This is a genomic window from Micromonospora inositola (genome assembly GCF_900090285.1).
Taxonomy (GTDB): Bacteria; Actinomycetota; Actinomycetes; order Mycobacteriales; family Micromonosporaceae; genus Micromonospora; species Micromonospora inositola.
The window spans coordinates 3,782,055-3,808,871 of record NZ_LT607754.1; the positions used below are offsets into that span (position 1 = coordinate 3,782,055).

Consider the following 26,817-nt stretch of genomic DNA (forward strand, 5'->3'; position numbering starts at 1 on the left):
CACGGCGGACGGAAGGGCGCGGGATGGGTGCACTGCGCAAGGCGGGGGTCTGGCTCGGTCTGGTCGAGGAGGACGACGAGCGGGCGTACGAGGACGGTGGCTACGACAAGGGTGGCTACCGCGACTCGCGCTACCGGTCGAGTCGCTACTCTGAGGAGTTCGCCGACGAGGAGGACGACGAGTCGGAGGAGCCGCCGGCCCGTTCCCGGGTCGGTGACCGGGGCCGGCTGACCGAGCGCGCCTCGAGCCGCGCGGCGGAGATCGACCGCGCCGACGGCGAGCGGGCGGAGCGGGTCGAGCGGTCCAGCGTCCGGTCGATCACCCGGTCAGGGGCCGGGGAGACCTCGGGCGCGCTGACGTACCACACCCGGGACAATCTCGCCCTGGCGCCGCAGGTCCAGCCCCGCGAGCGGGCCGTGGTGGCGGAGGAGGAGCAGCGCTACCAGATCACCACGCTGCACCCCACCACCTACCGGGAGGCGCGCACCATCGGCGAGCACTTCCGCGACGGCGTGCCCGTGATCATCAACCTCACCGAGATGGACGAGGCGGACGCCCGCCGGCTGGTGGACTTCGCTGCCGGGCTGGCGTTCGGACTGCGCGGTACGATCGAGCGCGTGACCAACCGGGTGTTCCTGCTCTCACCGGCCAACGTCCAGGTCACCGCGGAGGACAAGGCCAAGATCGCTGAGGGCGGCTTTTTCAGCCTGAGCTAGCCCGCTCGACCGAGGGACGTCGCCTGCCGTGTTGTCGATCTTGTTCCAAGTGCTGTATCTGCTGGTCTATCTGTTCCTGCTTGTGCTCTTGGCCCGATTTGTCCTCGCGGCCGTTCTCGCGTACGGACGCCGCTGGCAACCGGGCCGGGGAGCATCGGCGGGACTGGAATCGGTGTGGAGCGTCACTGATCCGCCTCTGCGGACGTTGAGGCGTGTGATCCCACCACTGCGAATTGGTAACGTGAGCATCGACCTGGCCTCACTTGTGCTCCTGGTTATCCTGTTCGTGCTGATGAGGTTTGTGTTAGATCCGCTGATCAGGAACTTCTCCTGACCAGCGCGCGCTTTCGCGGCCGCAACTGACCCGAGGAGTTTCGATGCCGCTGACCCCGGCCGACGTCCACAACGTCGCCTTCAAAAAGCCGCCGATCGGCAAGCGGGGGTATGACGAGGAGGAGGTCGACGCCTTCCTGGACGAGGTCGAGCGCGAGCTCGCCCGTCTGATCGAGGAGAACAACGAGCTGCGCGCCCAGGTGGAGCGCGGCGGTCGCGGCCCCGCTCCCGCCGGCCCCGGCGGCGACCCCCGTCTCGCGGCCGAGCTCAACGACGTCAAGGCCCAGCTGGACCGGGTGCAGCGCGACAAGGCGGCCGCCGAGCAGGCGGCCCGGGCGATGCAGGCCGAGCTGGAGCAGGTCCGCGCCCAGGGCGGCCCGGCCGCCGGCGCTGACGGCGAGCAGCAGGCGCTGCGGGTGCTGATGATGGCCCAGCGCACCGCCGACGACCACGTGTCGGACGCCCGCCGTGAGGCCGACCAGCTGCTCTCCGAGGCCCGGTCCAAGGCCGAGGAGGTCACCCGCGAGGCCCGCGCCAAGGCCGACGCGCTGGAGCGCGACGCCCGCCAGCGGCACCAGGAGGCCATGGGCGGCCTGGACGCCAAGCGCACCGCGCTGCAGAAGCACATCGAGGAGCTCAAGCAGTTCGAGCGGGAGTACCGCACCCGGCTCAAGGCGTACCTGGAGAGCCAGCTGCGGGACCTCGACGGCCGGGCCCAGGGCCTGGAGGCCGAGGTCAACCGCACCGAGGGCAACCGTTCCGGTGGCGGCAGCAACGGCCTCGCCGCCGCCGGCTCGTACGGTGGCGGTCGTTCGGGCTCGCTCGAGTCCGGCCGCTGATCCCGCCGTCGGCGGCCGTCCCCGCGACGGCCGCCGACCGCTCGCAGACCGACCCGATGCGGCGGGGGTGAGCCGTGACAGTCGCCAGCCTCCTGCTCATCCTCGTCGCCGTCGTGCTCCTGGTGGCCGGGTTGGCCGGCGGGTCCAGTCCGCTGCTGATCACCTCCATCGCGGCCAGCCTGCTGGCCGCCGTCGCCCTCGTCGTGGGTGCCCGCCAGGCAGCCGCCACCCGGGCGACGACGGACCGGACGGCAGGGCGTCGGGGCGGGCCGGCGACGTCGCGCGGCCCGTACGGGTCTCCGGTCATGGAGCCCGAGATTCCCGTCCAGCACGTTCCCCCGACGGTCGGCACCGGGTGGCGGCAACCACCCGAGCCGCCGTCGGGGTCCGAGCTGCGGCCGCGGCCGGCACCGGGACCCGGCACCGACGAGGCGCCGGTCGACGAGCCGGACGTCCAGCGGGTGCCGCCCGAGGACGCCGCCGTGGTCGCCCAGTTGCTCACCCCGGTCCACGTCGTGCAGGGCCGGCCGCGATACCACCTCGCCGCCTGCCCGCACCTCCTCGACCGGCTGCCGTCCCGACTCCCGGTGGCCGAGGCGGTCGAGCTGGGCTTCACCCCGTGCGCCCGGTGCGCGCCGGCAACCGTCCTGCTCGCCGACGCCCGGCCGAGCTGAGGGCGGCGCCCATGGACGACACGCTCACCGTCGCCGTACGGGTGAAGCCCGGCGCCTCCCGGGCCCGGGTCGGCGGCCGCTTCGACGGTCCGCACGGGCCGGCCCTGGTGATCGCTGTGAACGCCCCGGCGGTCGACGGCCGGGCCACCGAGGCGGCCCGCCGCGCCCTCGCGGACGCGCTGGGCGTCCGGGCCGCGGCGGTCTCGCTGCGCACCGGCGCGGCCAGCCGCGACAAACTCTTCCTGGTCGAGCGCCCCTCGTCGGAGCTGCCCGTGGTGCTTCGCCGGCTGCGCGACGGATCGGCCGAGTGAGGGCCGCCCGGGCCGGCCGCGGATGACCCCCGGGCTGGATCTCGCGCTGCTGCTCGGCGCGGCCGTCCTGCTGGTGGCGGTGGGCGCGGTGCGGTTCTCCACCCGGCTCGGGGTGCCCAGTCTGCTGGTCTACCTCGCGCTCGGGGTGGCGATCGGCGAGGCGGGCCTGGGCATCCGCTTCGACGACGTCGAGCTGACCCGGGTGCTCGGGTTCTGCGCGCTCATCGTGATCATCGCGGAGGGCGGGCTGAGCGCCCGGTGGAGCACCCTGCGGCCGGTGCTCGGGCTGGCCGCCGCGCTCTCCACGGTCGGCGTGGTGGTCAGCATCGTGGTCGTCGGCCTCGTCGTGCACCTGCTGCTCGGCCTGGACTGGCGGCTGGCGCTGCTCTACGGCGCGGTGCTCTCCTCCACCGACGCGGCGGCCGTCTTCGCCACCCTGCGCCGGCTGCGCCTGCCGCCCCGGCTGGTGGCCACCCTGGAAGCCGAGTCGGGCATCAACGACGCCCCCGTGGTGATCCTGGTGGTGCTGCTGTCCCGGGCCGCCCCCGCCGCCCACCCCTGGTGGTACGAGGTCCTCCTCGTCGGCTACGAGCTGGGGGTCGGGGCGGCGGTCGGGGTGGCCGCCGGGATCGCCGGACGGTGGGCGCTGCGCCGGGCCGCGCTGCCCTCGGCGGGGCTCTACCCGATCGCGGTGGTCGGCTTCACCGTGCTCGCGTACGCCGCCGGAGCGGTGCTGCACGCCTCCGGCTTCCTCGCCGTGTACGTCGCCGGGGTGTTGCTCGGCAACGCCCGGCTGCCGCACCGCCAGGCCATCCTCGGCTTCGCCGACGGGCTGGCCTGGCTGGCCCAGATCGGCCTCTTCGTGCTGCTCGGCCTGCTGGTGTCGCCGGGCCGGCTGGACGCCGCGGTGCTGCCCGCGGTGGTGGCCGGCCTGGCCCTGGTGCTGGCCGCCCGGCCGCTGTCGGTGGCGGTCTCCGCGTTGCCGTTCCGGTTCGGCCTGCGCGAGCAGGCGTTCCTGTCCTGGGCCGGGCTGCGCGGCGCGGTGCCGATCGTGCTGGCCACCATCCCGCTCTCCGAGCGGGTCCCGGGGGCGGACCGACTCTTCGACGCGGTCTTCGTGCTGGTGGTGATCTTCACGCTGGTGCAGGCCGGGACCCTCGCCCCGGCGGCCCGTCGGCTCGGGGTGACCGCCCCGGCGGAGGCGGCCGAGATCCGGGTCGAGACGGCCCCCCTCGAACGGATGCGGGCGGACCTGCTCCAGCTCGAGGTGCCGCCGGGCTCCCGGCTCGGCGGGGTGCACGTGGACGAGCTGCGGCTTCCGGTGGGCGCCTCGGTGACCCTGGTGCTGCGCGACGGGGCCGGCTTCGTGCCCGGGCCGGACACCCGGCTCAAGGTCGGCGACAGCCTGCTCATCGTAGCCACCGCAGGGGTCCGGGACGAGGTGGAGCGGCGGTTGCGGGCGATCAGCCGCCGGGGCCGGCTGGCCCGGTGGTTTGGCGAGTACGGCGAGGACCGGGACGGATGATCTGCTAACGTTCCTTTTGCCCTGACTGGTGGCTGTTCGGGGCTGAAACGCGGAGCAACGGCGCGGTACGTTGTCGGACGCCTGTACGTTCCGTATTCTTGCCACCCTCCGGAGTGCACGGCCTGGTAGCCGTGCGCCCGTTTCGTACATGGGGGACGCCCAGGCCGGTGGCCCCTGCCCAGGCACCGCACCGCCGACCGCCGCGCATCCGCGGCCGAGGGAGCTGACGATGGCGAAGCCAGTCGATACCAGGACCGCCGGCCGCAAGCCGGTGGCGAAGGCCACCCGCAGCGCGGCGGAGACCGAGAAGATCCGGGCGGCCCTGGCGGCCCGGCGCGACGAGTTGCGCGCCGAGTACGATCAGACGCTGAGCGAGATCACCGAGCTGCAGCGCGACCGGCTGACCGACTCGGCCGGGGACGACCAGGCCGACACCGGCACCAAGACGTTCGAGCGCGAGCAGGAGATCTCACTCGCCAACAGCATCCTGGAACGGATCACGCAGGTCGAGCGGGCCCTGGAGCGGCTCGACGAGGGCGGTTACGGCTGGTGCGAGCGGTGCGGCAACCCCATCCCGGTGGAGCGGCTCGCCGCCTTCCCGTCGGCCACCCTCTGCGTGACCTGCAAGCAGCTGGAGGAGCGGCGCTAGGCCCGCTCCCCGGCGGCGGAGTGGAGACGGTGAGGGATCACCGCCGAGAGCGTCGATGGGGAGCAGATGACCGCAGCACCGCCCGCCGGAGCCGGCACCGCTGAGTCGGGCGGCGGCACGCCCCGACGCCGGGCGGTCGGGGCACTCCTCGGCGTCGCCCTGGTCGCGCTCCTGGCCGACCTGGTCACCAAGCAGTGGGCGCTGACCGCGCTCACCGGCCGCCCGCCGCTCGGCCTGCTCGACGGCACCGTCTACCTGACCCTGACCCGCAACAGCGGGGCGGCGTGGAGCATCGGGTCCGGCCACACCTGGGTCTTCCCGCTGATCACCCTCGGCGTGATCGGCTGGATCGCCTGGATGGCGGCGCGGCTGCGGTCGGTGCCGTGGGCGGTCTCGCTCGGCCTGGTGCTGGGTGGGGCGCTCGGCAACCTCACCGACCGGATCTTCCGCGCGCCCGGCCACTTCGTCGGGCACGTGGTCGACATGATCAGCCTCTTCGACCCGTACGGGCAGGTCTGGCCGGTGTTCAACCTGGCCGACAGCTCCCTGGTCTGCGGCGTGCTCCTGGCCGTGCTGCTGGAGCTGACCGGCCGGCAGCGCGACGGCCGCCGGGCCGGCGCCGAGCCGGCCGGCGCGGCGGAGTCCGGCGACGGGGCGCCCACCGGCAGCGAGCAGCGGGGGCGGGCATGACCTCGGCCTTCGCCGCCGGCGGCGACCACCGCTCCCTGCCCGTGCCGGACGGCCTCGACGGCATGCGGCTGGACCAGGCCGTGTCCCGGCTCTTCGGGCTCTCCCGGACCGCCGCCGCGGCCCTCGTCGACGCCGGGGACGCACTGGTCGACGGCGCCGTCCGGGCCAATTCGCACAAGGTCAAGGCCGGCTCCTGGCTGGAGGTGACCCTGCCCGCCCCGGCCGCCCCGGCGACCGTGGTCCCGCAGGCCGTGCCCGGCCTGACCGTGGTCTACGCGGACGACGACATCGTGGTGGTCGACAAGCCGGTCGGCGTGGCCGCCCATCCCAGCCCCGGCTGGACCGGCCCGACGGTGATCGGCGCCCTGGCCGCCATCGGCCATCGGATCTCCACCAGCGGCGCCGCGGAGCGGCAGGGCGTGGTGCACCGGCTCGACGTGGGGACCACCGGGATCATGGCGGTGGCCAAGAGCGAGCAGGCGTACACCGCGTTGAAGCGGGCCTTCAAGTACCGCGAGGTGGAGAAGCGCTACCACGCCGTGGTGCAGGGCCACCCGGACCCGCTGCGCGGCACCATCGACGCGCCGATCGACCGGCATCCGCACCACGACTACCGCTGGGCGGTGGTCACCGGGGGCAAGCCGAGCATCACCCACTACGACACGCTGGAGGCGTTCCCGGCGGCGAGCCTGCTCGACGTCCGCCTGGAGACCGGGCGCACCCACCAGATCCGGGTGCACTTCTCGACCCTGCGCCACCCGTGCGTCGGCGACATCACGTACGGCGCCGACCCGACCCTCTCGGCCCGGCTCGGGCTGAGCCGGCAGTGGCTGCACGCCCGCTCGCTGAGCTTCCAGCACCCGCGTACCGGCGACGAGGTCACCTTCGTCAGCGACTACCCGGACGACCTGGCGCACGCGCTGGAGATCCTGCGCGACTGACCACGCCGCGCCGATCCGCCGACCGCCCGACGAGGGGATGACCCGTGCCCGCCGACCGATCGCCGCGCCCGCGCCGCCGCATGTCGAGGTCCGCGATGCTGACCTGGCTGGCGCTGCTCTGCGCGGTGGTGGTCCTGGTCACCGGCGCCTGGGCCGGGCGGCGCGAGCCGGTGGGTGACCGCACCGTCGGCGAGGTGACCCGGGTCGGCGTGGCGGCCGGCGACCCCGTCCCTGCGTACCTGCGGGCCGCCGCCGACGAGCTGGCCCGGCTGACCGACGCCACCGGACCGGCGAGCGGCACGTACGCGCTGGTGTCCTTCTCGGCGTACCTGACCCCGCAGCGGGTCGCGGCGACGCTCGGCGGGGCGCCGGTCTCGGCGGCGGTGGCCCGGGTGCCGCTGCCCGGTTGGCAGACCGAGATCGTCCGGATCGCCGCGCTGCGCGTACCGGAGGACTTGGTCGCCGGGATGGCCGAGGTGGCCGCCCGCAAGGACGGGGAGGCCGCCGACTACCGGGCGCGCGCCGCCGCCCCGGCCGCGTCCGCCGACGCCGAGCTGCGCCGGCTGTACGACACCGGCGCGCGGGTCTCGGCCGAGGAGGCGGCGGCGTACCGGTCGGGGTGCGCCTGCGTGTACGCGGCCGTGATCCGCGCCACGTCCGACGCGCTGCGCGGCCTGGCCGCCCGGCCCGGGGTGCGGGCCGTCGACCCGGCCCCGGAGGTGAGCCGGCTGGACCGGACGGTCTTCACCCCGCCGCTGCCCGAGCAGCGTGACGTGGCTCGGCCACCGGCCGACGCGGGGCTGGCCGGGGCGTCCGCCACGCCGGCCGGGCGCGACCCTGGGGTGGGCGATTCGTCGGAAGCCGCACCGACGGTGACCGCCCCCTCACCGGGTGTCGGCGGATCCGCGCCGGGCGGAACGCCGCCCACCACCGCCCCGACCTCCCCGGACGCGGCCGCCGGCGGCGCGCCGGCGACATACCGGTGAGCATGCCCACCGGGGGATGTGCGCGGACGGGTGTGGTCCGCATAGGGTTTCGTTCGTAGCCTGTCAGGCGGAGATCGATGTGGCTGGGGAGGGCGAGCCTTGGACGGCAGCGAAACCGGCTGGGGTCGGCAGGCTGAGCCGGCACCGCGGTGGCGGGCGCTGCTCGACCGGGCCCGCCTCGGCGGCCGCGGCGCGGAGCACGCCGAGGCCGACCGCCGCGCCGAGGAGCCCCCGGCGCCGCCTCCCGAGTCGCTGCCCCGGCACGGCGCGGGCAACGGCTGGTCCGGGCGGGCGCCGGCGATCGGGCATCCCGCCGAGCTGTCGTACGGCGCCGAGCCGGCCTACCGCGTCGAGGCGACCTACCGGGTCGAGCCGGCCTACCGCGTCGACCCCGGGTACCAGGCCGAGCCCAGCTACCGGGCCGAGCCGTCCCAGCCGCCGGAGCCCGGCTACGCCGCCGAGCCGCCCTACCGGGCGGAGCCGTCGTACCGGGCGGAGCCGTCGTACCGGGCGGAGCCGTCGTACCGGGCGGAGCCGTCGTACCGGGCGGAGCCGTCGTACCGGGCGGAGCCGTCGTACCCGGCGGAGCCCGAACCGGGCCAGCCCGACCGGGAGCCGCACCGGGGGTCCGCCTCCGTCGAGTCCCGCTACGCGGTCCTGGACCACGGCTACCGGCACGAGCCCTCGTCGGTCGAGTCCCGGTACGCCCTGCTGGACAACGGCGGCTACCGGCCGGAGACGTACCCGCCGCCGGAGCCGGTCGCCCCGACGCCGGCCGCGTACCAGCAGCCGGCGATCGCCGACTCCTACCCGGCCCGGATCGAGCCGGCCCGCGTCGAGTGGCGGGCTCCCGCCCCGGAGAGCGAGCTGGACCGGGCCGCCGGGGTGCTCCGCCGCGAGCTGGGCACCCCCCGGGTGCTCGCCTTCGCCAATCCGAAGGGTGGGGTGCACAAGACCACCGCCACCGTGCTCGCCGCCGCCTCCGTGGGCAGCGTCCGCGGGCGCGGGGTGCTCGCCTGGGACGACAACGAGCTGCGCGGCACCCTCGGCCTGCGCGCCGGCAGCGCCCGGCACGCCCGGACCATCCGGCACCTGGTCCACGACCTCGCCCAGATCGAGATCCTGGAGGGCGCCGCCCTGCTGGAACACCTCGACGACTACCTGCGGCACGCCTCCGACGGCTCGTACGACGTGCTGGCCGGGGAGGAGAGCCCCCGGTTCGCCCAGCGCCTGGACCAGTTCACCGTCAAGCGGGTGCTGGAGCTGCTGCGGCGCACCCACGACGTGGTCTGCGTGGACACCGGCAACAACGTGGAGAGCCCGAACTGGCGTACCGTCATGCAGGCCGCCGACCAGCTCGTGGTGACCACCGTGCCGCGCGAGGACGCCGCGTTCAGCGCGGACTGGATGCTCGACCTGCTGCACGAGGTGGGGATGGGGGAGCTGGCCGACAACGCGGTCACCCTGATCTCCTGCCCGACGCCGGGCCGCACCTCGCTGCAGGACGACCTGGAGCGGCACTTCGCCACCCGGACCCGGGCGGTCGCCGTGGTGCCGTACGACCCGGCGCTGGAGACCGGCTCCTCGATCGAGTACCACCAGCTCCAGCCGGAGACCCGGCAGGCGTGGCTCAAGGCCGCCGCGGTGATGCTGGAGCCGTTCGCCCGCTGACCGCCACCGCCGCCCCACGGCGGTCCGGCTCCTGAGAGGATCATCGGGTGAGTTCGGACACCCCTGACCCCGAGCGGGCCGCGCACCGGCCCGGCGAGCCCGGTCGCGCCGGGCCGGAGCCCTGGCCCGAGCAGCCGGCCGTCGACCCACCCGCCGGCCTGCCGGTGCCGGCCGGCACCCCGGCCGGCGCGCCCGGCGCCGACCCGTTCGGCTGGGCCGGCCCGGGAGCCGAGCACCGCCCGGCGACGGTCGCCGGGTCCGCCGTGACCGCCCGGCCCGCCCGCGGGGTCCGCCGGGCCGTCGGGCTGACCCTGGGGATCGCGCTCCTGCTCACCGTCCTGGGCGCCCCGCTGGGGCTGCTCTGGGCGGCCGTCGCGCCCGACATCCCGGTGGTGAAGACCGCCGAGGGGGCGATCTACGCCACGCCCCAGCCGGAGCAGCCGATCGCCGCCGACGGCTGGTTCAGCCTGCTCGGCCTCGGCTTCGGCATGCTCGCCGCGATCGCCCTGTGGTTCCTGCTGCGCCGCCGCCGTGGCCCGGTCGGACTGCTCGCCGGCGCGCTGGGCGGCCTCGGTGCGGCGGTGGTGGCCTGGCAGCTCGGCCGGCGGATCGGGCTGTCGACCTACCAGCGGCTGCTGGACACCGCGCCCGACGGGCGGCCCTTCACCAAGCCGGCCGACCTGCGGGCTGGGGGCGTGGACTGGCTCCTCGGCGTGCTGCCGGTGCCGCACGGCAACCTGCTGCTGCCCGCGTTCGGCGCCGCCGTGACGTACACCCTGCTGGCCGGCTGGTCCCGCTGGCCGTCGCTGCGCCCGGAGCCGGAGCCGTACGCGGACTGGCCGCCGCCGGCCGGGGGGACCGGCGGCCGGGGCGTCGGCCCGGCGGAGGGGCTCGGTTCGGCGGAAGGGCTCAGTTCGGCGCCGGGGGACCGGCCAGCTCGCCCAGCGGCACCGGAACCGCCCGGACCTGGCGCAGCAGAGCCGCCTCCCGGTTGAGCAGCCGCAGCTCGGCGCGGAGCCGGCCGGCGGTGTCGTCGATGGCGAGCAGCCGCTGGCGGTCGGCGACGGTCAGCGCGGCCGTGGCCGCGACCAGGTGCGACAGCACCGTCGGGTCCTCCGGCAGCTGCTCGGAGATCTCCTGCGGGTCCGGCCGGATCAGCCCCAGGTACTGCCGGAAGACCGAGATCACCCGGGCGGCGAGCAGGTCGGCGACCTCGTCGGTGCCGGCCGGCTCGGGCAGCCACTCCACGTCGGCCGTCAGGTACGGCGCCGAGCGGTCGTCCACGTCGGCGATCCGGAACCGCCGCCGGCCGACCGTGACGATGTCGAAACCGCCGTCGGCCAGCTCGGTGACCTGCCGCAGCTCGGCGGTGCAGCCCACCTCGTGCAGCGTCACGTCCCCGGCGCCGGGCGTCGGCCGGCCGGGCGACCCGGCCGGGGCCACCTCCCAGCCGGCCTGGATCGCCACCACGCCGAACTCGCGGGGCGCCCCTTCGGGCAGCCCGACCAGGTGTCGCACCAGCTCCCGGTAGCGCTCCTCGAAGATGTGCAGCGGCAGCACCAGCCCCGGGAAGAGCACCGTCCCGAGCGGAAACACCGGCAGCCGCGCAGTCACGCGTCGAGCGTATCCCGATCACGGCCCGGCGGCGTGTCCCGGCTCACCGTCCCGGCGTGCGGGCGGCGGGGTCCGCTCCGGACCCGAGGCCTAGACTCGCAAGGGTGTTGAATAGGATCGACCTGCGTGGCGGGGTCCGTGACCCGCGTCACCTGCTGCCCCGTGCCCAGCTCGACGTGTCGGTGGCCGTCGAGCGGATCCGCCCACTGGTGGAGGCGGTCGGGGAGCATGGTTACCCGGCGATCCGGGAGGCGAGCGAGCGGTTCGACGGCATCTCCCCGGAGCGCCTGCGGGTGCCCGCCGAGGCGATCAAGGAAGCCGAGGGGAGCCTCGACCCGCAGGTCCGCGCCGCGCTGCTGGAGTCGATCACCCGGGCTCGCAAGGTCCACGCCGACCAGCGGCGCACCGACCACACCACCCACGTGGTGCCCGGTGGCACGGTGACCGAGCGCTGGGTGCCCGTCGACCGGGTCGGCCTGTACGTCCCCGGCGGCCTGGCGATGTACCCGTCGACCGTGGTGATGAACGTGGTTCCCGCCCAGGCGGCCGGGGTCCGCTCGCTGGTCGTGGTCAGCCCGCCGCAGCGGGACAACGGCGGCCTGCCCGACCAGCGGGTCCTCGCGGCCTGCGCGCTGCTCGGCGTCGACGAGGTGTACGCGGTCGGCGGCGCCCAGGCGGTGGCGATGCTGGCGTACGGCTCGACCGTCGACCCGGACGGCGCGCAGCGCTGCACGCCGGTCGACATGATCACCGGCCCGGGCAACATCTGGGTGACCGCGGCCAAGCGGCTGCTGCGCGGCGTGGTCGGCATCGACGCCGAGGCCGGCCCGACCGAGATCGCCATCCTCGCCGACGACACCGCCGACCCGGCGCACGTCGCCGCCGACCTGATCAGCCAGGCCGAGCACGACCCCCTCGCGGCCAGCGTGCTGGTCACCCCGTCGGTGGCCCTCGCGGACGCGGTCGAGCGGGAGCTGGCCCGGCAGGTGCCGGCCACCAAGCACGTCGAGCGGGTCACCACGGCGCTCACCGGCGAGCAGAGCGGCCTCGTCCTGGTCGACGACCTCGAAGCGGGGCTGCGGGTGGTCGACGCGTACGCGGCCGAGCACCTGGAGATCCAGACCGTCGACGCCCGCGACTGGGCGCTGCGGGTGCGCAACGCCGGGGCGATCTTCGTCGGCGCCTGGTCGCCGGTGTCGCTCGGCGACTACTGCGCCGGCTCCAACCACGTCCTGCCCACCGGCGGCTGCACCCGGCACTCCTCGGGCCTGTCGGTGCAGTCCTTCCTGCGCGGCGTCCACCTGGTGGAGTACAGCCAGGACGCGCTGCGGGACGTCGCCCCGCACGTGGTCACGCTGGCGACCGTGGAGGACCTGCCGGCGCACGGCCAGGCGGTCAGCGTCCGCTTCCCGGAGGACACGGCGTGACGACGCTGGACGATCTCCCGATCCGCGACGACCTGCGCGGGCTGAAGCCGTACGGGGCGCCGCAGCTCGACGTGCCGGTGCGGCTGAACACCAACGAGAACTCCTACCCGGTGCCCGAGCCGGTGGTGGACGCGATCGGCAAGGCCCTCGCGGTCGAGCTGCGCGACCTCAACCGCTACCCGGACCGGGACGCGGTGGCGCTCCGCGCCGACCTGGCCGGCTACCTGGGCCACGGGCTCACCGTCGACCAGGTCTGGGCGGCCAACGGGTCGAACGAGGTCCAACAGCAGCTGCTTCAGGCGTTCGGCGGCCCGGGGCGGACGGTGCTCGGCTTCATCCCGGCGTACTCGATGCACCCGCTGCTGGCGCTCGGCACCGGCACCGGCTGGATCCCGGCCGCGCGCGGCGCCGACTTCGGGCTGACCGCCGCCGACGCGGTCGCCCAGGTCCGCGCGCACCAGCCGGACGTGGTCTTCCTCTGCTCGCCGAACAACCCGACCGGCACCGCGCTCGACCCGGCGGTGGTCTCGGCGGTGCTCGACGAGGCGCCGGGCATGGTGGTCGTGGACGAGGCGTACGCCGAGTTCGCCCGGCCCGGCACGGTCAGCGCCCTGGCGGTGCTCCCCGGCCACCCGCGGCTGGTGGTCACCCGGACGATGAGCAAGGCGTTCGGCTTCGCCGGCGGGCGGCTGGGCTACCTGGCCGCCGATCCGGCCGTGGTGCAGGCGGTGCAGCTCGTCCGGCTGCCGTACCACCTCTCCGCGCTCACCCAGGCCGCGGCCCGCGCGGCCCTGGCCCACCGCGACGCCCTGCTGGGCACGGTCGCCGCGATCATGGAGCAGCGCGACCGGATCGTCGCCGAGCTGCGCGCCCGGGGCCGCCGGGTCGCCGACAGCGACGCGAACTTCGTGCTCTTCGAGGTGGCCGGCGACCAGTCGGCGGCCTGGCGCACCCTGCTCGACGCGGGCGTGCTGGTCCGCGACGTCGGCCTGCCCGGCTGGCTGCGGGTCACCGCCGGAACCCCGTCCGAGACCGACGCCTTCCTCGCCGCAATGGAGAAGCTCTCATGAGTCGCACCGCCCGGGTCGAGCGGATCACCAAGGAGACCAAGGTCCTCGTCGAGCTCGACCTCGACGGCACCGGCCGGGCCGAGATCACCACCGGCGTCGGCTTCTACGACCACATGCTGAACCAGATCGCCCGGCACGGCGGCTTCGACCTGACCGTGCGCACCGTCGGCGACCTGGAGATCGACGCCCACCACACGATGGAGGACACCGCGCTCGCCCTGGGCGCCGCGTTCGACCAGGCGCTGGGGGACAAGGCCGGCATCCGGCGGTACGGCTCGGCCACCGTCCCGATGGACGAGGTCCTGGTCCGGGCCGCCGTCGACCTGTCCGGCCGGCCGTACGTGCTGCACGACGAGCCGGTGCTCGCCCCGTACATCGGGCCGGTCTACCCGACCAGCATGACCCGGCACATCTGGGAGTCGTTCGGCCAGGCGGCCCGGATCACCCTGCACGTGGACGTGCTGCGGGCGGCCCGGCCCGGCGGCCACCCGGACGCCCACCACGTGGTCGAGGCCCAGTTCAAGGCGGTCTCCCGGGCGCTGCGCGAGGCCACCTCCATCGACCCGCGCAACGCCGGAGCGATCCCCAGCACCAAGGGTGCGCTCTGATGGGGACGGTGCTGTTGATCCTGGCGGGCGTGCTGGTCGGCGGGACCTGGTCGTTGCACAAGCAGGGCGCCCCGCGGTTCGCGGTGGTGGTCACCGGGCTGCTCGCCGCGCTGGCCACGGTCGGCGGGCTGCTCTGGCACCTGCCCGGGGAGGGCTGATGAGCAAGCGGATCGTGGTGCTCGACTACGGTTCGGGCAACCTGCGCTCGGCCGAGCGCGCCCTGGAGCGGGCCGGCGCGGACGTCACGGTGACCGACGACCTGGCCGCCGCCGCCGAGGCGGAGGGCCTGGTCGTGCCGGGGGTGGGCGCGTTCGCCGCGTGCATGGCGGGGATCGAGGCGCTCGGCGCCGGCCCGGTCATCGCCGAGCGGGTGGGAGCCGGCCGGCCGGTGTTGGGCATCTGCGTCGGCATGCAGGTGCTCTTCGAGCACGGTGACGAGCACGGCGTGGTGACCAAGGGCCTCGGGCTGCTGCCCGGCGGGGTGACGAAGCTGCCCGCCGAGCGGCTGCCCCACATCGGCTGGAACACGGTGCGCGCGCCGCAGGGCTCGGTGCTCTTCGCCGGCCTGCCCGCGGACAGCCGGTTCTACTTCGTCCACTCGTACGGGGTGAACGACGTGGCCGGGCTGGCCGCCGCGGGCGCGAAGGTGACCACCGCGCATCACGGCACCGACTTCGTCGCGGCCGTCGAGCGGGGCCCGCTGTCGGCCGCCCAGTTCCACCCGGAGAAGTCGGCGGACACCGGCGCCGCGCTGCTGCGCAACTGGCTCACCACACTGTGAGCGCGAGGTGAGCAAGGAGCGGGCCCGGCGCCGGACGGCCCGTCAGGCCGAGCTGGCGGCCGAACGCGCCGTCCGGCGCCGCCGGGTGGCCCGCCGGGAGCGCCGCCGCGCCGTCGTACGCCGGCTGACGCCGACGGTGCGGCGGGGGCGCAACGGCCGGTTGGCCCGGCACACCCGGGGCGAGCGGGCCGCGATCGTGCTGCTCACCGGGGCGACGCTGGCCATGATCTGGTATTTCGTCGACGACCTGGCGCTGCGGCTGGCGTTGGTCGTGTTGTTACTGCTGGTCCTGCCGGCGATCGTGGTGATCGCCCTGGACCGTCGTACCTGAAGCGAGGAGAAGAGCGTTGAGCCTCATCCTGTTGCCCGCCGTGGACGTCGCCGACGGCCAGGCCGTCCGGCTCGTGCAGGGCGCCGCCGGTAGTGAGACCACCTACGGCGACCCGCTCGAGGCCGCGCTGGCCTGGCAGTCCGACGGCGCGGAGTGGATCCACCTGGTCGACCTGGACGCGGCGTTCGGCCGGGGCACCAACGCGCACCTGCTCGCCGAGGTGGTCCGGCAGCTCGACGTGAAGGTCGAGCTCTCCGGCGGCATCCGGGACGACGAGTCGCTGCACGCGGCGCTGGGTACCGGCGCGGCCCGGGTCAACATCGGCACCGCCGCGCTGGAGGACCCCGAGTGGTGTGACCGGGTCTGCGGGGAGTACGGCGACCGGGTGGCGATCGGGCTGGACGTGCGCGGTCGTACCCTCTCCGCGCGGGGCTGGACCCGCGACGGCGGTGACCTGTACGAGGTGCTGGAGCGGCTCGACAAGGCCGGCGCCTCCCGCTACGTGGTGACCGACATCACCAAGGACGGCACGATGCGCGGGCCGAACCTGGACCTGCTCCGCGAGGTCTGCTCCCGGACCGACGCCCCGGTGATCGCCTCCGGCGGCGTGTCCACCCTGGACGACCTGCGGGCGCTGGCCACTCTGGAGCCGGTCGGGGTGGAGGGCGTGATTACCGGCAAGGCGCTCTACGCCGGCGCGTTCACGGTCGCCGAGGCGCTGGCCACGCTGCGGGACGCGGCGTGACCACGGTGGCGGGCGACGGCGCGGCCGTCACCCGGCTCGGCTCCGGTGGGCCGTGGGAGGCCGTCTACGGCTATGCGCGGGTGGTCCGGGCGGGAAACCTGGCCTGGACGGCAGGGTGCACGTCCACCGTCGACGGCCGGGTGGCGCACCCCGGGGACGCCGCGGCGCAGACCGCCCAGGCGTTGCGGATCGGCCTGGACGCGCTCGCCGAGGTGGGTGCCGAGCCGGGTGACGTGGTCCGGACCCGGATGTACGTGACGGACCGCAGCCACGCCGATGAGGTGGGGCGGGCGCACAACGCGGTCTTCGGCGCGGTCCGTCCGGCCGCCACCATGGTGGTGGTCGCCGGGCTGATCGACCCCGAACTGCTGGTCGAGGTCGAGTTGGAGGCCTGGCTCGGCGACCGGTGAGCCCGGCCGTCCCGGTGTGGTGGCGGCCACGTCATGCTCAGATCGGTTGTGCACAACTTAATTGCACGCTACGGTTTGGACGTGACCGATGATCTGGTGCTGCGCCGGCAGGTGTGCTTCGCCCTCTACGCGGCGTCGCGCGCCCTCACCGACGTCTACCGGCCCATCCTCGACGAGCACGGGCTGACCTACCCGCAGTACCTGGTGCTGCTGGTGCTCTGGGAGCGCGGCGACGAGGCCCCCACGGTCTCCGAGCTCGGCGCCCAGCTCCGGCTCGACTCCGGCACCCTCTCCCCGCTGCTCAAGCGTCTGGAGGCGGCGGGCCTGGTGGTCCGCAGCCGCTCGGCGCGCGACGAGCGCCGGGTGGAGGTGGGCCTCACCGAGCGGGGTCGGGACCTGCGGCAGCGGATGGACGACGTGCCGCTGCGGGTCGCCCGCGCCACCGGCCTCACCGAGGCCGAGCTGATCGGGCTGCGCGACACCCTCACCCGGGTCACCGAGACGATCCACCGACAGAAGGAGCAGTGACATCATGCAGGTGCTCTACACCGCCTCCGCCCGCGCCACCGGCGACGGTCGGGACGGCCACGTCCGCACCTCGGACGGCACGTTCGAGCTGGACCTGGCGATCCCGAAGGAGATGGGCGGCGCCGGCGGCGCGGCCAACCCGGAGCAGCTCTTCGCCGCCGGCTACGCGGCCTGCTTCCACTCCGCCCTGCGGCTGGTCGCCCGCAAGGCCAAGGCCGACGTCAGCGGCTCGGTCGTCGAGGCCGAGGTGGGCATCGGCCCGAACGGCAGCGGCGGCTTCGGCCTGACCGTCGCCCTCGTGGTGGACCTGCCCGCCGTCGAGCGCGCCGTCGCCGAGCAGTTGGTCGAGGCCGCCCACCAGGTCTGCCCGTACTCGAACGCCACCCGTGGCAACATCGAGGTCGCCCTCACCGTCCGCGAGGCCGCGTCGGCCTGAGCGCCGCCGACAGCCCGGACCCTCGCGTACGAAAGGACGAACTCCCATGAGCACCAACCGTGAGATCCACCTGGCCTCCCGCCCCCAGGGCTGGCCGACGGCCGAGAACTTCCGCCTCGTCTCCACCGAGGTGCCCACCCCGGGCCCGGGGCAGATCGTGGTCCGCAACCAGTTCATGTCGGTCGACCCGTACATGCGGGGCCGGATGAACGACGTCAAGTCGTACGTGCCCCCGTTCCAGCTCGACGCCCCGCTCGACGGCGGCGCGATCGGCGAGGTGGTGGCCAGCGAGGCCGAGGGGATCAAGCCCGGCGACACCGTGCTGCACGGCCTGGGCTGGCGGGAGTACGCGCTGCTCGACGCGAAGGCGGCCCGCAAGGTCGACCCGAGCCTGGCGCCGGTGAGCGCGTACCTGAGCGTGCTCGGCATGACCGGCCTGACCGCGTACGCCGGTCTGCTCGACGTGGCCGCGATGAAGCCCGGCGAGACCGTCTTCGTCTCCGGCGCCGCCGGCGCGGTGGGCAGCATGGTCGGGCAGATCGCCAAGCTCCGGGGCGCGTCCCGGGTGATCGGCAGCGCCGGCTCGGCGGCCAAGGTCGAGCGGCTCAAGGCGCTCGGGTTCGACGCCGCCTTCGACTACCACGACGGCCCGGTGCGCGACTCGCTGAAGGCCGCCGCCCCGGACGGCATCGACGTGTACTTCGACAACGTCGGCTCCGAGCACCTGGAGGCCGCGATCGGGGCGATGAACCTGCACGGCCGGGCCGCCATCTGCGGCATGATCGCGCAGTACAACTCCACCGAGCCGCCGGCCGCGCCGCGCAACCTGGCGCTGGTCATCGGCAAGCGGCTCACCCTGCGCGGCTTCCTGGTCGCCGACCACGGCCACCTGCGCGACCAGTTCGTCCAGGAGATGGCCGGCTGGCTGCGCGACGGGAAGATCTCGTACGACGAGACGGTCGTCGACGGCATCGAGGACGCCCCGGCGGCGTTCCTGGGTGTGCTGCGCGGCGAGAACCTGGGCAAGATGCTCGTCCGGGTGTGACCCGGAACTCGTTCACGGCGGTCGGCCCGCGTCGGGCCGGCCGCCGTGCCGTACGCGTTGGATAGGCTCGCGACATGACGGTGGCGGTACGGGTGATCCCGTGTCTGGACGTGGACGCCGGGCGGGTGGTCAAGGGGGTCAACTTCCTCGACCTGCGCGACGCCGGTGACCCGGTGGAGCTCGCGGCGGCGTACGACCGCGCGGGCGCGGACGAGCTGACCTTCCTCGACGTCACCGCCTCCTCCAGCGACCGGGGGACCATGCTCGACGTGGTCCGCCGCACCGCCGAGTCGGTCTTCATCCCGCTGACCGTCGGCGGCGGCGTACGCCAGGTCGCCGACGTCGACACGCTGCTGCGCGCGGGCGCGGACAAGGTTGGCGTGAACACCGCCGCGATCGCCCGACCGGAGCTGATCGCCGAGATCGCGGACCGGTTCGGCCGGCAGGTGCTGGTGCTCTCGCTCGACGTCCGGAGGGCGCCGGCCGGCACCACCGCAAGCGGCTTCGAGGTGACCACCCACGGCGGTCGTCGGGGCACCGGCATCGACGCCGTCGAGTGGGCGCGGCGCGGCGCGGAGCTGGGCGCCGGGGAGATCCTGCTGAACTCGATGGACGCCGACGGCACCAAGGCGGGCTTCGACCTGGCGCTGATCCAGGCGGTCCGCGCGGTGGTCGACGTGCCGGTGATCGCCAGCGGCGGCGCCGGCGAGGTGGCGCACTTTCCGCCGGCGATCGGCGCGGGTGCCGACGCGGTGCTGGCGGCCAGCGTCTTCCACTTCGGCGAGCTGACCGTCGGCGAGGTCAAGGACGCCCTGCGCGGAGCCGGCCACCCGGTCCGCTGACCGCCACCGAGTTCGGGTCCGCCGGAGGCCGGGTCAGCCGCGGCCGGAGTGGCCCTCGGGGGAGCGGCGCGGGGCCGGGATCGAGCGGACCGCGTACTCCTGGACGGCGGCGGCGTGGTCGTCCTCGGCGAGGCTCCAGTCTGCGGTGCCCGGGGTGTGCCGACGGCTCAGCACCGCCTGCACGGTTTCCACCGTGGTCGCCACCCCGGCGCTGGGCCGGGTGCGCCAGAGCCGCTCCCCGTCCGGCGTGATCCGGAACCAGCCGTCCGAGACGCTGACCAGCCCGGCGCCGGCCAGCCGGCGGACCGCGCCCTCCACCTCGTGCCGCTCGGGGATGGACTGGTTGAGGTGGTCGGCGGTGGAGAGCACGTCAGCCAGGCGCACGCCCTCGGGCCGTCGGGTCGAGGCCGACCGGCGGTGCCGACCGGCGCCGCTCGCGATGACCAGTGAGACGAAGATCCAGGCGTCGGTCCAGCGCCATCCGTTCTCCCCCATGCAGGAATGATGCCCGGCGTCGACGGCGGAGAAAACACCTGGTTTTCCGGTCGGACATCACCGCAGCTCACCGCGGGTCCGGGGGACCCCATCCGGTGGCGGTCGGCGCACCTCCGGTGACCCTGCGTGTCCGGAGACCTCCGTACCGGTCGGGGCGGGCTGGCCGCCGGGGGCGACCCGACGGGGGTGTGGGGCGGCGGCCGGGTGCCGGCCGCGCCGGGGGACCGGTCAGGCCGCCTCGGTCGCCGGGCCGGCGGGACCGGTCGCGCGGGCCACCGGGTCCAGGGTGGACGGCGCCGGCTCCGGAGCCGGGGTCACCGCGAAGAGCGGGATGAACACCTGGGCCAGCGGCCCGATGGCGAGCGCGTAGGCGACGGTGCCGACTCCGACGGTGCCGCCGAGCAGCCAGCCCAGCGCCAGCACGGTCACCTCGATGACCGTGCGGACCAGCCGGACGGACCGGCCCGGGCGGCGGGCGACGTATCCGGTCATCAGGCCGTCGCGCGGGCCGGGGCCGAGCCGCGCGCCGAGGTAGAGGCCGGTGGCCGCGCCGTTGGCCACGATGCCGACGACCAGCAGTCCGATCCGTACCGGCAGCGGTGCGCCGGCCGGCAGCACCGTGAGAGTGGCGTCCACCACCAGGCCGATCACCACCACGTTGCTGACCGTGCCCAGGCCGGGGCGCTGCCGCAGCGGAATCCAGAGCAGCAGGACGAGGGCCCCGACCGCGATGGTGACCGTGCCGAAGGAGAGCCCGGTCTGCCCGGCGAGCCCCTGGTGGAACACGTCCCACGGGTCGAGCCCAAGTCCGGACCGGATCATCAGCGCCATGCTGACCCCGTAGAGGGCGAGCCCGACGTAGAGCTGGCTCAGCCGCCGGGCCGGCCGGTACCGGAGATTGCCAATCGCTGCCATGCATGCCACCCTAGGGGCCAATCGCAGCGTTTCAAGGAGCCAATTCGGGAGGGGTGGCCATGACGAGTCAAGTGCGTGGCACTCAATTGGCCCGGCTGCTCGGCCAGTGGCACGCGCTGCCCGGCCGGCGGCGCAGTCCAGACTACGCCGCGCTCGCCGCCGCGGTCCGCGGCCTGCTCGCCGACGGCCGGCTCCCCCTCGGGGTACGCCTGCCGGCCGAGCGGGAGCTGGCCGAGGCGCTGCGGATCAGCCGGACCACGGTCACCGCCGCGTACCGGGAGCTGCGGGAGACCGGTCACCTGGCCAGCCGCCGGGGCGCCGGCAGCTGGACCATGCTCCCGGGCACCCACCGGGTGGCCAGCACCGGCCTGTGGACCCCGCTCGACGACCGGGACATGATCGACCTCGGCGTCGCCGCGCTGGCCGCCCCGGCCCAGCTCGTCCCGGCCGCCCGGGCCGCCGCCGAGGACCTGCCGCGCTATCTGAGCGGGGCCGGCTACCACCCGACCGGGATCATCGAGCTGCGCGAGGCGGTCGCCCGGTCGTACACCGAGCGGGGCCTGCCCACCAGCCCCGAGCAGATCATGGTCACCAGCGGCACCCAGCACGCGCTCGACCTGGTGCTGCGGTTGACGCTGTCGCCCGGCGGCGGGGTGCTGGTCGAGTCCCCGACGTACCCCAACGCCCTCGCGGCGCTCGCCGCCCGCCGGGCCCGGATCACCACCCACGGGCTCGCCGCCGACGGCGCGGGCTGGGACGCCGACCTGTTGCTCGGCAGCATCCGGCAGACCCGGCCGAAGCTGGCGTACCTGATCCCGGAGTTCCAGAACCCGACCGGCCACCTGATGGCGACCGAGCTGCGCGAGCGGCTGGTCGGCGCCGCCCACGCCGCCGGCACCGACCTGATCATCGACGAGTCCTTCGTGGACCTGCCGCTGGACGGCACCGAGCTGCCCCCACCGACCGCCACCTTCGACCGGCACTCCCGGGTCATCTCCATCGGCGGGATGAGCAAGCCCTACTGGGGTGGCCTGCGCATCGGCTGGGTCCGCGCCTCCGCCCCGCAGGTGCAGCGGCTGGCCGCCGCCCGGGTCGGGGTCGACATGGCCAGCCCGGTGCTCGACCAGCTCGTCGCGGTGCACCTGCTGGCCGACGCCCCGGCCATCGTGGCCGCCCGCCAGGCCCAGCTCACCGCCCAGCGCGACGCGCTGATCGGCGCGCTGGCCGACCGGCTGCCCGACTGGCGGGTCGCCGTGCCGCGCGGCGGCGTGACGCTCTGGGCCGAGCTGGACGGCCCGATCTCCAGTGCCCTGGCCCGGGCCGCCGAGGAGGTCGGCGTACGGCTGGCGCCCGGCCCCCGGTTCGGCCTGGACGGCACCCTCGAACGGTTCCTGCGGCTGCCCTTCACCCTGTCCGCCGCAGACCTGGTGGAGGCGGTGGGCCGGCTCGCCGCGGTCCGCTACGACCTGGACCGCGCCGGCCGCCCGCAGTGGCGGGAGCCCTCGGTCATCGCCTGACGCCGCGACGCCCGCGACCCGCCGGGCGTTCCGGGGACGCCGGGCGAACGGGCCGGCTGCCACACTGTGCGCCGTGACGGACGGGACGCGGCGCGCGCCGCGGATGCGGGTGATGACCGAGGGCGCCACGGTGACGCCGTTGGAGCTCTTCTTCGACCTGGTCTTCGTCTACGCGCTCACCCAGGTGACCGCGCTGATGGCGGCCGACCTCACCTGGCGCGGGCTGGGCCGGGGCATGCTGGTGCTGGCGCTGCTCTGGTGGTGCTGGTGCTGCTACGCCTGGCTGGGCAACACGGTACGGGCCGACGAGGGCGTCGTCCGAGTGGCCCTCTTCGCGGTCATGGCCACCATGTTCGTGGTCGCGGTGACCATTCCCGAGGCCTTCGTGGACCTGCCCGGCGGCCTCTCCGGCCCGGTGGTCTTCGCCGCCTGCTACCTGGTCGTCCGGGTGCTGCACCTGGTGATCTACTGGCACGCCGCGCGGGGTGACGCCGGGCTGCGCCGCCAGCTGCTCCGCGCGGCGCTGCCGATGCTCGGCGGGGCGACCCTGCTCTTCACCGCCGCCCTACTGCCCCAGCAGCTCAGCGCGGACCCGCAGCGGGTCGGCAGCATCCGCACCCTGCTCTGGGTGCTCGCCCTCGCCATCGACTACGGCGGCATCATGGCCATCGGCGCCCGGGGCTGGCAGATCTTCTCCGCCGCGCACTGGACCGAACGGCACGGCCTGATCATCATCGTGGCGTTGGGCGAGTCCCTCGTCGCGATCGGCGTCGGGGTGACCGCGCTCCCGATCTCCTGGCCGATCATCGTCGCCTCGGCGTTCGGCATCGCGGTCGCCGCGTCCCTCTGGTGGGCGTACTTCGACGTGGTGGCGATCGCCGCCGAGCGGGTGCTGCACCGAGCCCGGGGAGCCGAACGGGCCGCGCTGGGCCGGGACTCCTACACCTACCTCCACCTGCCGATGGTCGCCGGGATCATCCTGCTCGCCCTCGGCTTCAAGAAGGTCCTCGCGTACGTCGGGGACGACAGCCACCACCGGCTGACCGACCCGCTGCACGGGCTGGGCCTGCTCGCCCTCTACGGCGGGGTGATCCTCTACCTACTCGGGCACGTGGGCTTCCGGCTGCGCAACATGGGCTCGGTCAACTGGCCCCGGGTGGCGGCGGCGGGGCTGCTGGTGGTGCTGGTGCCGGTGGCCGACCAGTTGCCGGCGCTGGCCGCCCTCGGGCTGCTCGCCCTGGTCTGCGCCGGCATGGTGACCGCCGAGGTGGTGCTCTTCGGCGAGGCCCGCCGGGCGCTGCGGGACGCCTTCCTCGACGAGCACGGCGCCGGCGCGCCGCCCGGCCGCTGACGCGAGCACTTCCCAGCTGCCCGGATCCGGCTCCTGCCGAGGGCCGGGCTGGGAGACTGCGCAGGTGGGGAACGGCGGCGGTACCCGGTGGTCGCATGTCGTCCGCTCCGGCGCGCCCGGGACCCGGACGACCCGGTTGGAGCTCTTCTACGACCTGGTCTTCGTCTTCGCGTTCCTCAACGTCACCAGCCTGACCGAGAGCCGGGCCAACCCGGTCAACCTGTTCCGGTGCCTGCTGGTGCTGGCGCTGCTCTGGTGGTGCTGGACCGGCTTCGCCGTGGTCGGCAACCTGGTCCGCGCCGACCAGGGCGTGCTGCCGGTGGTCGGCTTCGTCACCGTGGCCGCCATCTTCCTGCTGGCGCTGAGCATGCCGGGGGCGTTCGTCGACCTCCCCGGCGGGCTGAACGGCCCCCTCGTCTTCGCCGCCTGCTACTTCGTGGTCCGCGCCGCGCAACTCGCGGTCGTCGGCTGGGTGGTCCGCTCGGACCCGGTTCACCGCCGGCGCTGGCCGCTGCTGGCCGCCCTGCCAGTGCTCGCCTCGACGCTGCTGGTCGCCGCCGGGCTGGCGCCGCAGCGGCTCACCGACCGGCCCGCGGCGGTCGCGCTCCAGCTCGCGCTCTGGACGGCGGCGCTGGCCGTGGAGTACGGGGCCGGGGTGGCGCTGGGCGGCTCGTACTGGCTGGTGGTCTCCGCCGGGCACTGGGCGGAACGGCACGCCCTGATCGTCCTGGTGGCGCTCGGCGAGTCGATCATCGCGCTGGGGATCGGCCCGAAGTTCATCAGCGGCCTGCCGCTGAGCGGCCCGGTGGTGGTCGCCGCGGCGCTCGGCATCGCCGTAGTGGCGGCGCTGTGGTGGGCGTACTTCGACACCCTGGCCTTCGCGCTCGAGCAGACGCTGCACCACACCCGGGAGCCGGTCCCGCGCGCCCGGCTGGCCCGGGACGTCTACACCTACCTGCACCTGCCGATGGTTGCCGGGATCATCTTCTTCGCCCTCGGCCTCAAGGGCCTGCTCGCGGAGGCGGCGGAGCCCGACACGCCGTCCTGGGGGGTGCCGCTGGGCGGCTTCTGGATCACCGTCCTGTACGGCGGGGTCGGCCTCTACCTGCTCAGCCTCGCCGCGTGCGGGCGGCGGGCGCTGCGGACCGTGCACTGGCGGCTGCTGGTGGCGGTGGCGGTGCTCGCCCTGGCCGCTCCGGTGGCCGGCCGGCTGCCGGAGCTGGTGGCGCTGGCGTTGCTCGCGCTGCTCTGCCTCGCCGCCATGGTGGCCCAGACCATCAGCGAGGACGGGCGGCGGCGGCAGATCCGCCAGCTCGCGCTGGATGAGCAGATCGCCGCCGAGGTGGAGCAGAGCCAGTGGCGGCAGCGCCACCTGTGACGCCGACGAACCGGCGGCCGTGCCCCGGGACGGAGGGGCACGGCCGCCGGCCGCTACGGGTGGATCAGAGCTCGGCGAGCGTCCCGGCGTACATCTTGTCGATCTCGGCGGCGAAGTTGCTCTCCACGCCCCGGCGCTTGATCTTCAGCGACGGGGTGATCTCGCCGTGCTCGATCGTCAGGTCGCGGGGGAGGATGGCCACCTTCTTGATCGTCTCCCACCGGTTGAGCTTGCCGTTCAGCTCGGCCACGTACCCGTCGACCATCGCCTGCGCCTCCGGGGAGGCGACGATCTCCGCGTACTCCTTGCCCTCCAGCGGGCCGCCGGCCACCCAACCCTTGATCGCGTCCGGGTCGAGGGTGACCAGCATGGTGCAGTAGTTGCGGGCCTGCCCGATCACCACGGCCTGGGAGGTGTACGGGCAGACCGCCTTGAACATGCCCTCGATGTGCGACGGCGCGATGTACTTCCCGCCGGAGGTCTTGACCAGGTCCTTCTTCCGGTCGGTGATCCGCAGGTAGCCGTCGTCGTCCAGGCTGCCGATGTCCCCGGTACGGAAGAAGCCGTCCTCGGTGAACGCCGCGGCGGTCTCCTCGGGCAGGTTGTGGTAGCCGCGCATCACCGGCTTGCCGCGCACCAGGATCTCGCCGTCGGTGTCGATCCGGCACTCCAGGTCGCCCATCGCCTGGCCGACGCTGCCGATCCGCAGCCCCTCCGGCGGGTTCACGAAGTTGCCCGCGCTGCTCTCGGTGAGGCCGTACCCCTCGGAGATGGGCAGGTTGGCGGCGGCGAAGAAGGTGGCGATCTCCGGGCTCAGCGGCGCCGCGCCGGAGACCAGCACCCGCATCCGGCCACCGAGTCGGGCCTGGAGCTTGCTGAACACCAGCTTCTCGGCCAGCGCGTACTTCAGCTTCAGCCCGGCCGGGACCGGCTTGCCGGCCTGCTCCAGGGCGACCTTCTCCTTGCCGGTCCGCACCCCCCAGGCGAAGATCTTCGCCTTCGCGCCGCCGGCGCCCTGGGCCGTGGTGACCGCCTTGTTGTAGACCTTCTCGAAGACCCGGGGCGCGCCGCACATCAGCGTTGGCTTGACCACGGCGAGCAGGTCGACCAGCTTGTCCACCCGGCCGTCCACGTAGGTCGGCAGGCCGACGTGGGTGGCGCCGCAGAGCAGAGTCTTGCCGAACGAGTGGGACAGCGGGAGCCAGAGGTACTGCAGGTCGTCGTCGCGGAGCAGCCCCATCTCGGCCTGCGCCACGCCCTCCCAGCACCAACCGCCGTGCAGCAGCTCGACGCCCTTGGGCCGGCCGGTGGTGCCGGAGGTGTAGATCAGGGTGGCCAGGTGCTCCGGTCCGATGCCGGCGACCAGCATGTCGATCAGGTCCGGCTCGGCCTCGAGGGCGCGCGCCCCCCGCTCCTCCAGCTCGGCCAGGGTGAGCTGGGGGACGGCGGCGGCCGGGTCGGGCGCGCCGTCGAAGAGCACCACGTGGGTCAGCGCCGGCAGCTCGGCGCCGGCGATCTTCGCGGCCTGGGCCGGGTTCTCGGCGAAGAGCACCCGGGACCCGGAGTCGGCGATGATGTAGGTCGCGTCCTCGGGCTCGGTGGTCGGGTAGACGGTGGTGGTCGCGCCGCCCGCGCACATGATGCCGAAGTCGGCGATCACCCAGTCCAGCCGGGTGTTGGCCAGGATCGCCACCGGATCCTCCAGGCCGACGCCGAGCCCGTGCAGCCCGGCGGCGACCGCCTTGGCGCGCCGACCGACCTGCTCCCAGCTCAGCCAGACCGGTCCCGAGTCGTCGGGAGCGGGATGGGCGAAGGCGTGGCGGTCGGGGGTCGCCGCCACGCGCTTGAGGAACATGTCGGGGATGGAACGGTACGGTACATCGAGAGCCATCGCTGTAGCCGCCTTCAGAGGGTGGATAGACGTGACGGGGGTCACGCCATTCTGCGGTTACCGAAGAGTATTGCCTGCACCGGGGCAGCGGCTAGCCC

Annotated in this window: 31 protein-coding genes; 27 read left to right on the forward strand and 4 right to left on the reverse strand. The window is 74.5% G+C overall.

Going from position 1 to position 26,817, the window contains the following annotated elements:
* Nucleotides 1-23 precede the first annotated feature (23 nt).
* From GA0070613_RS18125 to GA0070613_RS18180, 12 genes are all read left to right on the forward strand, one after another.
* Nucleotides 24-716 (forward strand): cell division protein SepF, encoded by a 693-nt coding sequence (locus tag GA0070613_RS18125; protein WP_089013385.1) that lies wholly within the window; start codon nucleotides 24-26, stop codon nucleotides 714-716.
* A 28-nt stretch (nucleotides 717-744) separates the two neighbouring features.
* On the forward strand, nucleotides 745-1,050 hold the full coding sequence (locus GA0070613_RS18130; RefSeq protein ID WP_089013386.1) for a YggT family protein: 306 nt from the start codon (nucleotides 745-747) through the stop codon (nucleotides 1,048-1,050).
* Between the two features lie 43 nt (nucleotides 1,051-1,093).
* Entirely contained in the window at nucleotides 1,094-1,888 is a 795-nt protein-coding gene (locus tag GA0070613_RS18135) for a DivIVA domain-containing protein (protein ID WP_089013387.1), read from the forward strand.
* A gap of 74 nt (nucleotides 1,889-1,962) precedes the next feature.
* Complete coding sequence (locus tag GA0070613_RS18140; protein WP_089013388.1) at nucleotides 1,963-2,562, forward strand: hypothetical protein; 600 nt, start codon at nucleotides 1,963-1,965, stop codon at nucleotides 2,560-2,562.
* Between the two features lie 11 nt (nucleotides 2,563-2,573).
* Nucleotides 2,574-2,873, forward strand: coding sequence for a DUF167 domain-containing protein (locus tag GA0070613_RS18145; RefSeq protein ID WP_089013389.1), 300 nt, complete (start codon nucleotides 2,574-2,576; stop codon nucleotides 2,871-2,873).
* Nucleotides 2,874-2,895: 22 nt separating this feature from the next.
* Entirely contained in the window at nucleotides 2,896-4,398 is a 1,503-nt protein-coding gene (locus tag GA0070613_RS18150) for a potassium/proton antiporter (RefSeq protein WP_089013390.1), read from the forward strand.
* 229 nt (nucleotides 4,399-4,627) lie between these two features.
* On the forward strand, nucleotides 4,628-5,047 hold the full coding sequence (locus tag GA0070613_RS18155) for a TraR/DksA family transcriptional regulator (RefSeq protein ID WP_089013391.1): 420 nt from the start codon (nucleotides 4,628-4,630) through the stop codon (nucleotides 5,045-5,047).
* A 66-nt stretch (nucleotides 5,048-5,113) separates the two neighbouring features.
* On the forward strand, nucleotides 5,114-5,737 hold the full coding sequence (gene lspA / locus GA0070613_RS18160) for a signal peptidase II (protein ID WP_089013392.1): 624 nt from the start codon (nucleotides 5,114-5,116) through the stop codon (nucleotides 5,735-5,737).
* On the forward strand, nucleotides 5,734-6,678 hold the full coding sequence (locus tag GA0070613_RS18165) for an RluA family pseudouridine synthase (RefSeq protein ID WP_089013393.1): 945 nt from the start codon (nucleotides 5,734-5,736) through the stop codon (nucleotides 6,676-6,678). Before lspA ends, GA0070613_RS18165 begins: the two co-directional genes overlap by 4 nt.
* 95 nt (nucleotides 6,679-6,773) lie before the next feature.
* The gene (locus GA0070613_RS18170) at nucleotides 6,774-7,664 is read left to right on the forward strand and encodes a hypothetical protein (RefSeq protein ID WP_231929259.1); all 891 of its coding nucleotides are present in this window, start codon (nucleotides 6,774-6,776) and stop codon (nucleotides 7,662-7,664) included.
* A gap of 99 nt (nucleotides 7,665-7,763) precedes the next feature.
* Nucleotides 7,764-9,335: an AAA family ATPase gene (locus GA0070613_RS18175; RefSeq protein WP_089013394.1), complete on the forward strand. Its 1,572-nt coding sequence runs from the start codon at nucleotides 7,764-7,766 to the stop codon at nucleotides 9,333-9,335.
* Between the two features lie 47 nt (nucleotides 9,336-9,382).
* Nucleotides 9,383-10,330, forward strand: a complete 948-nt coding sequence (locus GA0070613_RS18180; protein ID WP_408630949.1) for a DUF2567 domain-containing protein — start codon at nucleotides 9,383-9,385, stop codon at nucleotides 10,328-10,330.
* Here GA0070613_RS18180 and GA0070613_RS18185 read toward each other — a convergent pair.
* Entirely contained in the window at nucleotides 10,245-10,949 is a 705-nt protein-coding gene (locus GA0070613_RS18185) for an LON peptidase substrate-binding domain-containing protein (RefSeq protein ID WP_089013395.1), read from the reverse strand. The two genes, GA0070613_RS18180 and GA0070613_RS18185, sit on opposite strands and share 86 nt — an antisense overlap.
* A gap of 104 nt (nucleotides 10,950-11,053) precedes the next feature.
* Between GA0070613_RS18185 and hisD the strand changes: the two genes are divergently transcribed.
* From hisD to hisF, 12 genes are all read left to right on the forward strand, one after another.
* Nucleotides 11,054-12,376 (forward strand): histidinol dehydrogenase, encoded by a 1,323-nt coding sequence (hisD, locus tag GA0070613_RS18190; protein ID WP_089013396.1) that lies wholly within the window; start codon nucleotides 11,054-11,056, stop codon nucleotides 12,374-12,376.
* Complete coding sequence (locus tag GA0070613_RS18195) at nucleotides 12,373-13,446, forward strand: histidinol-phosphate transaminase (RefSeq protein WP_089013397.1); 1,074 nt, start codon at nucleotides 12,373-12,375, stop codon at nucleotides 13,444-13,446. Before hisD ends, GA0070613_RS18195 begins: the two co-directional genes overlap by 4 nt.
* On the forward strand, nucleotides 13,443-14,054 hold the full coding sequence (gene hisB / locus GA0070613_RS18200) for an imidazoleglycerol-phosphate dehydratase HisB (RefSeq protein ID WP_089013398.1): 612 nt from the start codon (nucleotides 13,443-13,445) through the stop codon (nucleotides 14,052-14,054). Before GA0070613_RS18195 ends, hisB begins: the two co-directional genes overlap by 4 nt.
* Nucleotides 14,054-14,212, forward strand: coding sequence for a hypothetical protein (locus tag GA0070613_RS32800; RefSeq protein WP_172875845.1), 159 nt, complete (start codon nucleotides 14,054-14,056; stop codon nucleotides 14,210-14,212). The genes hisB and GA0070613_RS32800 overlap by 1 nt, the downstream gene beginning before the upstream one ends.
* Nucleotides 14,212-14,835: an imidazole glycerol phosphate synthase subunit HisH gene (gene hisH / locus GA0070613_RS18205; RefSeq protein ID WP_089013399.1), complete on the forward strand. Its 624-nt coding sequence runs from the start codon at nucleotides 14,212-14,214 to the stop codon at nucleotides 14,833-14,835. The genes GA0070613_RS32800 and hisH overlap by 1 nt, the downstream gene beginning before the upstream one ends.
* A 7-nt stretch (nucleotides 14,836-14,842) precedes the next feature.
* The gene (locus tag GA0070613_RS18210) at nucleotides 14,843-15,166 is read left to right on the forward strand and encodes a hypothetical protein (protein WP_089013400.1); all 324 of its coding nucleotides are present in this window, start codon (nucleotides 14,843-14,845) and stop codon (nucleotides 15,164-15,166) included.
* A 16-nt stretch (nucleotides 15,167-15,182) separates the two neighbouring features.
* Nucleotides 15,183-15,911, forward strand: a complete 729-nt coding sequence (gene priA, locus GA0070613_RS18215) for a bifunctional 1-(5-phosphoribosyl)-5-((5-phosphoribosylamino)methylideneamino)imidazole-4-carboxamide isomerase/phosphoribosylanthranilate isomerase PriA (protein ID WP_089013401.1) — start codon at nucleotides 15,183-15,185, stop codon at nucleotides 15,909-15,911.
* On the forward strand, nucleotides 15,908-16,321 hold the full coding sequence (locus tag GA0070613_RS18220; protein ID WP_089013402.1) for a RidA family protein: 414 nt from the start codon (nucleotides 15,908-15,910) through the stop codon (nucleotides 16,319-16,321). Before priA ends, GA0070613_RS18220 begins: the two co-directional genes overlap by 4 nt.
* 81 nt (nucleotides 16,322-16,402) lie before the next feature.
* The gene (locus tag GA0070613_RS18225; protein ID WP_089013403.1) at nucleotides 16,403-16,849 is read left to right on the forward strand and encodes a MarR family winged helix-turn-helix transcriptional regulator; all 447 of its coding nucleotides are present in this window, start codon (nucleotides 16,403-16,405) and stop codon (nucleotides 16,847-16,849) included.
* A 4-nt stretch (nucleotides 16,850-16,853) separates the two neighbouring features.
* Nucleotides 16,854-17,285, forward strand: a complete 432-nt coding sequence (locus GA0070613_RS18230; protein ID WP_089013404.1) for an organic hydroperoxide resistance protein — start codon at nucleotides 16,854-16,856, stop codon at nucleotides 17,283-17,285.
* A 46-nt stretch (nucleotides 17,286-17,331) separates the two neighbouring features.
* On the forward strand, nucleotides 17,332-18,330 hold the full coding sequence (locus tag GA0070613_RS18235) for an NADP-dependent oxidoreductase (RefSeq protein ID WP_089013405.1): 999 nt from the start codon (nucleotides 17,332-17,334) through the stop codon (nucleotides 18,328-18,330).
* A 74-nt stretch (nucleotides 18,331-18,404) separates the two neighbouring features.
* Nucleotides 18,405-19,172: an imidazole glycerol phosphate synthase subunit HisF gene (gene hisF, locus GA0070613_RS18240; protein WP_089013406.1), complete on the forward strand. Its 768-nt coding sequence runs from the start codon at nucleotides 18,405-18,407 to the stop codon at nucleotides 19,170-19,172.
* Nucleotides 19,173-19,205: 33 nt separating this feature from the next.
* Here hisF and GA0070613_RS18245 read toward each other — a convergent pair whose 3' ends face one another.
* Nucleotides 19,206-19,667: a hypothetical protein gene (locus GA0070613_RS18245; RefSeq protein WP_089013407.1), complete on the reverse strand. Its 462-nt coding sequence runs from the start codon at nucleotides 19,665-19,667 to the stop codon at nucleotides 19,206-19,208.
* Between the two features lie 228 nt (nucleotides 19,668-19,895).
* Complete coding sequence (gene yczE, locus GA0070613_RS18250) at nucleotides 19,896-20,582, reverse strand: membrane protein YczE (protein WP_231929260.1); 687 nt, start codon at nucleotides 20,580-20,582, stop codon at nucleotides 19,896-19,898.
* Nucleotides 20,583-20,641: 59 nt separating this feature from the next.
* Here yczE and yczR point away from each other — a divergent pair, with 59 nt between their 5' ends.
* The 3 genes from yczR (at nucleotide 20,642) to GA0070613_RS18265 (ending at nucleotide 24,828) form a co-directional block, all read left to right on the forward strand.
* Nucleotides 20,642-22,099, forward strand: coding sequence for a MocR-like transcription factor YczR (gene yczR / locus GA0070613_RS18255; RefSeq protein ID WP_089013408.1), 1,458 nt, complete (start codon nucleotides 20,642-20,644; stop codon nucleotides 22,097-22,099).
* Between the two features lie 73 nt (nucleotides 22,100-22,172).
* The gene (locus GA0070613_RS18260) at nucleotides 22,173-23,450 is read left to right on the forward strand and encodes a low temperature requirement protein A (protein WP_197698922.1); all 1,278 of its coding nucleotides are present in this window, start codon (nucleotides 22,173-22,175) and stop codon (nucleotides 23,448-23,450) included.
* Nucleotides 23,451-23,514: 64 nt separating this feature from the next.
* The gene (locus tag GA0070613_RS18265) at nucleotides 23,515-24,828 is read left to right on the forward strand and encodes a low temperature requirement protein A (protein WP_231929261.1); all 1,314 of its coding nucleotides are present in this window, start codon (nucleotides 23,515-23,517) and stop codon (nucleotides 24,826-24,828) included.
* A 64-nt stretch (nucleotides 24,829-24,892) separates the two neighbouring features.
* Here GA0070613_RS18265 and GA0070613_RS18270 read toward each other — a convergent pair whose 3' ends face one another.
* Nucleotides 24,893-26,719, reverse strand: coding sequence for an AMP-dependent synthetase/ligase (locus GA0070613_RS18270; RefSeq protein WP_089013411.1), 1,827 nt, complete (start codon nucleotides 26,717-26,719; stop codon nucleotides 24,893-24,895).
* Between the last annotated feature and the right edge of the window lie 98 nt (nucleotides 26,720-26,817).